5 protein-coding genes are annotated in these 6,355 nt (G+C 70.5%); all 5 read left to right on the top strand.

Translation table 11 applies throughout. The features are described from left to right. Positions 1 to 1,254, top strand: a complete 1,254-nt coding sequence (locus tag KBB57_RS19730; protein WP_290754028.1) for a sarcosine oxidase subunit beta family protein — start codon at positions 1 to 3, stop codon at positions 1,252 to 1,254. An 11-nt stretch (positions 1,255 to 1,265) separates the two neighbouring features. Then, positions 1,266 to 1,568 (top strand): sarcosine oxidase subunit delta, encoded by a 303-nt coding sequence (locus KBB57_RS19735; protein ID WP_290754030.1) that lies wholly within the window; start codon positions 1,266 to 1,268, stop codon positions 1,566 to 1,568. Beyond that, positions 1,565 to 4,564: a sarcosine oxidase subunit alpha gene (locus KBB57_RS19740; RefSeq protein WP_290754032.1), complete on the top strand. Its 3,000-nt coding sequence runs from the start codon at positions 1,565 to 1,567 to the stop codon at positions 4,562 to 4,564. The genes KBB57_RS19735 and KBB57_RS19740 overlap by 4 nt, the downstream gene beginning before the upstream one ends. Before the next feature lie 14 nt (positions 4,565 to 4,578). Beyond that, positions 4,579 to 5,073: a sarcosine oxidase subunit gamma gene (locus KBB57_RS19745; protein ID WP_290754035.1), complete on the top strand. Its 495-nt coding sequence runs from the start codon at positions 4,579 to 4,581 to the stop codon at positions 5,071 to 5,073. A gap of 21 nt (positions 5,074 to 5,094) precedes the next feature. Continuing rightward, the coding region (glyA, locus tag KBB57_RS19750; protein WP_290754037.1) for a serine hydroxymethyltransferase at positions 5,095 to 6,355 on the top strand (1,261 nt) is incomplete at its 3' end.

The raw sequence follows: 6,355 nt of genomic DNA on the forward strand, positions 1-6,355 counted from the left end.
ATGACGCATTTTTCCTTCGCCCAGGTGGTCAAGGGCGCGCTGACGGGTCAGAGGAACTGGACGGCGCAGTGGCCGGATCGCGAGCCGAAGGCGTCCTACGACGTGATCATCGTCGGGGCGGGGGGCCACGGGCTCGGCGCGGCCTATTATCTTGCCAAGGAGCACGGGATCACATCCGTCGCGGTGATCGACAAGGGCTGGCTCGGCGGCGGCAATACCGGGCGCAACACCACGATCATCCGCTCGAACTATCTCTACGACGAGAGTGCCCGGCTCTTCGACCACGCGCTCGACCTCTGGGAGGACCTGTCCCAGGAGCTGAACTACAACACGATGTATTCCAAGCGCGGCGTGCTGATGCTCGCGCATAATGTCCATGACGTGCAGTCCTTCCAGCGCCATGTGCATTCGAACCGTCTGAACGGCGTCGACAACGCCTGGCTGACCGCGGCGGAGGCCAAGGCCTTCTGCCCGCCGCTCGACATCAACCCCGGGGCCCGCTACCCGGTGATGGGCGCGGCGCTGCAGCGCCGGGCGGGGACCGCGCGCCACGACGCCGTCGCCTGGGGCTATGCCCGCGCCGCGGCGGCGCGCGGCGTCGACATCATCCAGAACTGCCCGGTGACGGCGATCCGGCGCGGGCCCGACGGCCGGGTGACCGGCGTCGAGACCGCGAAGGGCTTCATCGCCGCGAAGAAGGTCGCGGTCTCGGCCGCCGGCCATACCTCGGTGGTGATGGAGACCGCGGGCGTGCGGCTGCCGCTCGAGTCCTATCCCCTGCAGGCGCTGGTTTCCGAGCCGATCAAGCCGGTCTTCCCCTGCGTCGTCATGTCGAACTCGGTGCATGCCTATATCAGCCAGTCCGACAAGGGCGAGCTGGTCATCGGCTCGGGCACCGACCAGTATGTGAGCTATTCCCAGCGCGGCGGCCTGCCGCTGATCGAACACACCGTGGCGGCGATCTGCGAGATCTTCCCCGTCTTCCGCCGGATGCGGATGCTGCGCAAATGGGGCGGCATCGTCGACGTCACCCCCGACCGCTCGGCGATCCTCGGCAAGACGCCGGTGCCCGGGCTCTATGTCAACTGCGGCTGGGGCACCGGCGGCTTCAAGGCCACCCCCGGCGCCGCGCATGTCCTGGCCCATACCGTGGCGAAGGACGAGCCGCACCCGATCAACGCGCCCTTCACGCTCGAGCGCTTCACCACCGGCCGGCTGATCGACGAGGCCGCCGCCGCCGCCGTCGCGCATTAGGGAGAGACGAGATGCTGCTGATCCATTGCCCCTATTGCGAGCAGGACCTGCCCGAGCTCGAATTCGCCTATGCCGGCGAGGCCCATATCGCCCGCCCCGCCGATCCCTCGAAGCTCTCGGACGAGGAATGGCGCGACTTCCTCTTCATCCGCTCCAATCCCAAGGGCGTCCATTTCGAGCGCTGGCGGCACCTGAACGGCTGCGCGCGCTTCTTCAACGCCGCCCGCGAGACCGTCGGCGACAAGTTCCTCGCGACCTACAAGGCGGGCGAGCCCCGCCCCGCCCCCGCGGCCCTGACCGGAGAAGGCAAATGACCGGCTACCGCCTCCCCAACCGCGGCCGCGTCGACCACGCCCGCCCGGTCAGCTTCAGCTTCGACGGCAAGTCCTACACCGGCCTCGCCGGCGACACGCTGGCCTCGGCGCTGCTCGCCAACGGCGTCCACCTGATGGGCCGCTCCTTCAAGTACCATCGCCCGCGCGGCGTGGTCTCGGCGGGTTCGGACGAGCCGAACGCGCTGATCGGCACCAGCCGCGGCCCGGGCCGCTTCGAGCCCAATACCCGCGCCACCCTCCAGGAGCTGCGCGCCGGGCTCGAGGCGACCAGCCAGAACCGCTGGCCGAGCCTCGCCTTCGACGCGGGCGCGATCAACGACAACCTCGGCTCGCTGTTCTCGGCCGGCTTCTACTACAAGACCTTCATGTGGCCGCGCGCCTTCTGGGACCGGGTCTACGAGCCGGTCATCCGCAATGCCGCCGGCCTCGGCGTCTCGCCGAGCGAGCCCGACGCCGACAGCTATGCCTCGCGCTTCCACCATGTCGATGTGCTCGTCGTCGGCGCCGGCGCCGCCGGCCTCGCCGCGGCGCTCGCCTCGGGGCGCTCGGGCGCGTCGGTCCTCGTCGTCGACGAGCATTCCGAGCCCGGCGGCGCGCTGCTGTCCGAGCCCGCGATCGTCATCGACGGCAAGCCCGCCTGGGACTGGCTCGGCCAGACCCTCGCCGAACTCGGGAGCCTCCCCAACGTCACCGTGCTGCCGCGCACCACCGCGATCGGCTATTACCACCGGAACCTCGTCGGCCTCTGCCAGCGCCTGACCGACCATCTCGACACGGTCCCCGCCGGCGCCCCGCGCGAGCGCATGTGGAAGGTGCGCGCGAAGGAAGTGGTGCTGGCGCAGGGCGCGCTGGAAAAGCCGCTGGTCTTTGACGGCAACGATCGCCCGGGCGTGATGCTCGCGGGCGCCGCCCAGACCTATCTCCACCGCTACGGCGTCAAGGTCGGCAATCATCCGGCCATCGTCACCGCCCATGACAGCGCCTGGTACGCCGCCTTCGACCTCGCCGAGGCCGGGGCCAGGCCCGCCGTCATCGTCGATATCCGCGCGAGCGTGGACCATGCCCTCACCGACCGCGCCCGCGCCCTCGGCATCGAGACGCTGCTCGGGCGCACCGTCACCGGCACCTCCGGCCGGCTGCGGGTCAAGTCGCTGCGCGTCAACCGCGTCACCGACGGCAAGGCCGGCGAGGCGCGCGAGATCGCCTGCGACGCGGTGCTGATGTGCGGCGGCTGGACCCCCTGCCTGCACCTCTTCTCCCATACGCAAGGCAAGCTCGCCTGGGACGAGGCGCTGCGGGTCTATCTGCCGGGGCAGAAGACCGAGGCCGTGCGGATCGCCGGCGCCGGCCGCGGCCTCTGGGGCATCGCCGCCGCGCTGGAGGATGGCGCCACCGCCGGCGCGCAGGCCGCCCGCGACGCCGGGCGCGAGGCGACCGCGCAGGCCCATGCCGTCACCGCCGACCGCCCCGGCTCGGGCATCACCTGCAAGGAGCTGCCGACCGACCGCGATCCGGGAAAGGCCAAGGCCTTCATCGACTTCCAGAACGACGTCACCGCCAAGGACATCCGCCTCGCGGTGCGCGAGGGCATGCGCTCGATCGAGCATGTCAAGCGCTACACGACGAATGGCATGGCCACCGACCAGGGCAAGATGTCGAATGTCAACGGCCTGATGATCGCCGCCGACGCGCTCGGCAAGGCGCCGCCCCAGGTCGGGCTCACCACCTTCCGGCCGCCCTATTCGCCGACGACCTTCGGCGCCTTTGCCGGCTACCACCAGGACGCGACCTTCGAGGTCACGCGGCGGACGCCGATCGACCCCTGGGCCGAGGCGAACGGCGCGGCCTTCGAGCCGGTCGCCCTCTGGCGGCGCGCCTGGTACTTCCCGCAAGGGGCCGAGGACATGCACGCCGCCGTCTCGCGCGAGTGCCGCGCCGCCCGCGCCTCGGTCGGCATCTTCGACGCCTCGACCTTGGGCAAGATCGAGGTCACCGGTCCCGACGCCGTCACCTTCATGGAGCGGATGTACACCAACCCCTGGGCCAAGCTCGGGGTCGGGCGCTGCCGCTACGGCCTGCTGCTCGGCGAGGACGGCTTCATCCGCGACGACGGCGTCATCGGCCGCCTCGCCCCCGACCGCTTCCACGTCACCACGACGACCGGCGGCGCCGCGCGCGTGCTCAACATGATGGAGGACTATCTGCAGACCGAATGGCCCGACCTCCAGGTCTGGCTGACCTCGACCACCGAGCAATGGGCGACGATCGCGCTGCAGGGCCCGAACGCGCGGCGGCTGCTCGCGCCCTTCGTTCCCGACGCCGACCTCTCGGCGGAAGCCTTCCCGCACATGGCGGTGATCGAGACCACCGTCGCGGGCTTTCCCGCCCGGCTCTTCCGCGTCTCCTTCACCGGCGAGCTCGGCTTCGAGGTCAATGTCCCCGCCCGCCACGGCCGCGCGCTGTGGGAAAAGCTCATGGACGCCGGCCAGCAGTATGACATCACCCCCTATGGCACCGAGGCGATGCATGTCATGCGCGCCGAGAAGGGCTATATCATCGTCGGCCAGGACACCGACGGCACGCTGACCCCCGACGACGCCGGCCTCACCTGGGCGATCGGCAAGCTGAAGCCCGACTTCGTCGGCAAGCGCTCGCTGACGCGCCCGGACATGGTGGCCAAGGGCCGCAAGCAGCTGGTCGGCCTGCTGACCGACGATCCCAAGGTCGTGCTCCAGGAAGGCGCGCAGATCGTCGCCGATCCGAACCAGCCAAAGCCGATGACCATGCTCGGCCATGTCACCTCCTCCTACTGGAGCGACGCGCTCGGCCGCTCGATCGCCATGGCCGTCGTCGCCGACGGCCGGGCAAGGGACGGCGAGACCCTGCATGTCCCGATGCCGAATGGCACGATCACCGCCAGGGTCGTGAAGGGCACCGTCTTTCTCGACCCCGAGAACAGCCGGCTGAGCGTCTGAGAGGAGACCGAGACATGACCACCCTCACCGCCTCCGGCGTCATCGTCACCGAGCTGCCCGCGACCACCCGCGTCTCGCTCCGTCTCGCCGATCCCGCCGCCATCCACCTCCCGACCACCATCGGCGCGCGGAGCGTCCAGGGCGGCCGCGCCGCGCTCTGCCTCGGCCCCGACGAATGGCTGATCGAGGCGCCCGAGGCCGAGCGCGACGCTCTGCTCGCCGACCTGGCGCGGATCCCGGTCCCACACAGCGCCGTCGAGGTCTCCGACCGCGAGATCACCTATGCCCTGAGCGGCCCGGCGGTCCTGACGCTGCTCGCCACCGGCGCCCCGCGCGACCTCGCGGCGATGCCGGTCGGCACCGGTGCGCGCACCGTCTTCGACACCGCGCAGGTCGTCCTTGTCCGCGAGGCCGCCGACCGCTTTCACCTCACCGTCTGGCGCTCCTTCGCCCCGCACGTCCGCGCCCTCCTCGACATCGCCGCGCGCGAACTCGCCGCCGGCCTCTGACCAGAACAAGGAAACGCTCCCATGCCAGACCCCGCCGCCCGCCTCTCCGACGAGGCCGTCGCCGCCGCCATCGACCGCGAACTCGGCCGCCAGCGGCACGAGATCGAGCTGATCGCCTCCGAGAACATCGTCTCGCGCGACGTGCTGATCGCCCAGGGCTCGGTCCTGACCAACAAGTACGCCGAGGGCTATCCCGGCAAGCGCTACTATGGCGGCTGCGCGTTCGTCGACGAGGTCGAGACCCTCGCCATCGACCGGGTCAAGGAGATCTTTGGCGCCGCCTTTGCCAATGTCCAGCCGCATTCCGGCGCGCAGGCCAACCAGGCGGTGTTCCTCGCGCTGCTCCAGCCCGGCGACCGGATCATGGGCATGAACCTCGCCCATGGCGGCCACCTCACCCACGGCTCGCCCGTCACCATGTCGGGCAAGTGGTTCGACGTGGTGAGCTACGAGGTCCGCGAGGACAACCAGATCATCGACATGGAGGCGGTGCGCGCCCGCGCGCTGGAAACGAAACCGAAGCTGATCATCGCCGGCGCCTCGGCCTATCCGCGCGAGATCGACTTCGCCGGTTTCCGCGCCATCGCCGACGAGGTCGGCGCCTGGCTGATGGTCGACATGGCCCACTATGCCGGCCTGATCGCCGCCGGGCTCTATCCGAACCCGGTGCCGCACGCCCATGTCACCACCTCGACCACCCACAAGACCCTGCGCGGCCCACGCGGCGGCATCATCCTGACCAATGACGAGGCGCTGGCGAAAAAGCTCAACTCGGCCGTCTTCCCCGGCAACCAGGGCGGCCCGCTGATGCATGTCATCGCCGCCAAGGCCGTCGCCTTCGGCGAGGCGCTGCGCCCGGAATTCAAGGACTACGCCGCCGCCGTCATCGCCAATGCCCGCGCCCTCGCCGCGACGCTGAAGGCCGGCGGCCTCGACATCGTCTCCGGCGGCACCGACTGCCACATGGTCCTCGTCGACCTGCGCCCGAAGGGGGTGACGGGCCGCGATGCCGAGCGGGCGCTGGAGCGCGCCGGCCTCACCTGCAACAAGAACGCCATCCCCTTCGACCCGGAGAAGCCCTTCGTCACCTCCGGCATCCGCCTCGGCACCTCCGCCGGCACCACCCGCGGCTTCGGGCAGGCGGAGTTCGCCCGTGTCGGCGAGCTGCTGCTCAGGGTCGTCGACGCGCTGGCCGCCAACCCCGAGGGCGACCCCGCCGTCGAGGCCGAGGTTCTGGCCGAGGTGAGGAAGCTCACCGACGCCCATCCGATCTACGCCGACT

It is taken from the genome of Amaricoccus sp. (assembly GCF_017993425.1).
Taxonomy (GTDB): domain Bacteria; phylum Pseudomonadota; class Alphaproteobacteria; order Rhodobacterales; family Rhodobacteraceae; genus Amaricoccus.